2 protein-coding genes are annotated in these 3,029 nt (G+C 51.6%); both read right to left on the bottom strand.

Annotated features, from left to right (window positions below; genetic code table 11):
• A partial coding sequence (locus tag PSI17_RS16290) for a condensation domain-containing protein (RefSeq protein WP_273552963.1) occupies positions 1 to 1,851 on the bottom strand: 1,851 nt, incomplete at its 3' end.
• A 406-nt stretch (positions 1,852 to 2,257) separates the two neighbouring features.
• On the bottom strand, positions 2,258 to 3,029 hold a 772-nt coding region (locus PSI17_RS16285), incomplete at its 5' end, for a pyridoxal-dependent decarboxylase (RefSeq protein ID WP_273552962.1).

Raw genomic sequence — 3,029 nt, 5'->3', positions numbered from 1 at the left:
CGGCAGGGTTGCCCAAAACGATCCGTGACTCTCCGGCGTATTATCCAGCAAGACCGTCGGCAACGTGCTGTCCAGCTTGTCGTGTAATTCATCGTGTAACGTTGCTTGAGTCAGTAAGGCCACCGGTGCCGCATCGTCCAGCATATACGCCAGCCGTTCGGCGGGATAGGCGGGATCAAGCGGCACATAAGCCCCGCCGGCTTTGAGGATCGCCAGTAAGCCCACTACCATCTCCAGACCGCGCTCAACACAAATGGCGACCCGATCATCCGGCCGCACCCCCAGCGCGATCAGGTGATGCGCCAGTTGGTTGGCACGGAGATTCAGTTCGCCATAACTGAGAGCCTGCCCCTCAAACACAATGGCGGTGGCATCAGGCCGCTGTGCAGCCTGCGCTTCAAATCGTTGGTGGATCAGCGCATCCTGCGGAAAACCGGTCTGGGTCGCATTAAAATCCACCAGCAATTGCTGCCGCTCTGCGGGGGGCAATAGCGGCAGGTTGCCGATCGGTGTTTCTGGCGAGGTCAGGGCGGCTTCCAGCAACACCATCAGACGGGATTGGAGTGCTATTACTTCCTCACGACTCAGATAATCGGGCGAAAAATGAAACGCAAACGTCACCGGCTTATGGGCATCTTCACTGTTGGCGAACGTATATTGGTGAGCCGTGATAGCAAGGGGGAACGGCGTGCCATGCTGTATTTGTGAGTAACTGAGCGTGGCGTTGGGTATCGCCGCGTTTACTTCTATCGATGTAAATGACAGCGTGATATCGAATAGCTGAGTACGTCCGGTCTTCTGCTCGGTTTGTATGAGCCGGTTGATTTCTGTGATTGGCAGGCTCTGATGTTGCCGGCAACGACGCAATTCTGCGGCGGTTTTGTTCATCACATCAAGGAAGGTATCATCGGGCGAAACGGTGATACCGACGGGAATTATCGACGAGAACCTACCAAGGGTATGTCGTTGCCTGGCGTTTTTGCGGTTGGGGATGGGGATCCCAATCACAATATCTTCAGTGTCACTTATACGTGAGAAATAGCAAGCCAGCACCGCATAGATAAAGTGCAGAACCGATAATTCATGTACGGCTACCGCCTGTTCGATACGCTGCAAAAGTGCTTCATCCCATTGCCAAACCAGCGGTTCAGGGGGAGCGTTATCGGCTTTTTTCCCGGCATTGGATTGCCCTGCATTTGACGGTTGGATTAAGGCGGGCGGCAAATTTTTGTAGCGTTTCAGCCAGAATTGTTGGTCTTGCCTATAGCGTGGTGAATTTAAATAGGCGCGATCTTGATCAATAAAGTCAAGATAGGAGGGCGCGGCTTCGGTGATTTCCTTTCCCCGGGTTAAGCGACGATAAATATTGGCGATATCTTTGTTGATGAGGCTTAAAGTGACCGCATCACCGATCAGGGGGTGGCAGCAGAACTGCCAGTACCAACGGGTATCACTGACCCGTAACAGTGCAAAACGCCATAGTTCACCCTGCAAATCAAACGGGCGCCCAAAAGCAGTCCGGATATATTGTTTTGCCTGCTCTTCTGGCTCCGCATGGCCTGAAAAATCATGGATTGTCACGGCTGCATTACCGGCATCCGTGAGTACTTGTCGTGGTAATTCCTGAGTATCGACGAGTCGTAAACGCAATGCGTCATGGCGATCAACAACGGCTTCAAAAGCACGGATTAACAATGCCTCATCCAACTCCCCCTCAATCAGCACCACTGACCCAAGATGGTAACAAGGGCTATCAGGATGAAGGGATTGGGTGAGCCAAACGACTTGCTGAGTCGAACTGAGAGAAAATTTAATATTTCTGTTGTTAATATTATTGCATGACATAGGCATTGCTGAACTCCTGCTCATGATATTAATTAACTTTGACAATGAATTAAATTTGGCGTAGGTGACATTGAGTCATATCCAAAATATTAAGGAGTTAAATAGCCGGTGAATTTGATATTTTATTTTTTTAAATGCAGGAAAAATGGAATTTTCATCCATTTATTTTGGTATGTATTATTGAATATTCTGAATGTATCTCGGGGGGAGCGTAAAAATCGCGATGACCGATCCAACGTAACATTGATTCCGGTGTGTTACCGTGATGTGAATGGGATATCTTGAAAAATCACCGCCGGTCATTTGGCGGTGATGATGTAACCAAGGGATAGAAGGCGAATGGATGGTACTCGCAATCTCTCCCATACAGGCCGATGACCGGCTCATGCGACCCGGCGTGCGTCTGTCGAGGTCAATTAACCGTGGCCCAAGCCTGTAGTGTTTGCCAGAACGGGCTTTGCCGTGCTAAGCGGCGCTGCTCCTCAAGCATATTCTCCAGTATTTCCAAGGTGGTCAGTGGATTTGCCAGCACGACACGCAAAACCGTGGTGGGTTGCCGATCCCATTGCACCGGTTTGAGGTGCGTGCGCGAAACAAAGGATGTTCCCGCCGCCCACTGGCGAGCCTGAATATCCTGATTAAGCGTGTTAAGCAATTCATGCAGTTGCTGCCTGACCGGTGCCGCACCTTCCCGCAGGGCCTGTAATACTTCTGGCGGCACATAGCGATACGTCAGCAGGCAAAGCTGCGGTTCACTGATTAATTCAAAATCCGCCTGCTGATGGATCAGATCGGCAAACTGCCGGGCTTTTTCGATGCTGGCATCTATCAGGCGGGCTAATCCCTGTCGGCCAAGCAGATAGAGATTGCTGTGCAGCATCAGCGACATTGCGTTGCGGGAGCCTTCCAGAGTATGGCGCCCGAGATCTTTCGACCCTTTGCGCACAATATAATTGGCATGTTGGGCAATCGCGTTGGCCAGGGTTGGCTGGCGGAACAGAACCATGCCTGAGCCCATCGGCACATACAGTTGTTTGTGGGCATCAATCGTCACCGTATCGGCACGTTCGATGCCGGCAAATAAATCCCGGTAGCGTTCAGACAGTAAGCTGGCACCGCCCCAGGCGGCATCAACATGGAAATGGCATTGCGCCTGTTCCGCGATATCCGCCAGCCTGTTCAGG

The organism is Xenorhabdus sp. IM139775 (assembly GCF_028598745.1).
Taxonomy (GTDB): domain Bacteria; phylum Pseudomonadota; class Gammaproteobacteria; order Enterobacterales; family Enterobacteriaceae; genus Xenorhabdus.
Note: the sequence above shows the minus strand (reverse complement) of the source record. Positions and strands in the feature narration are given on the sequence as shown.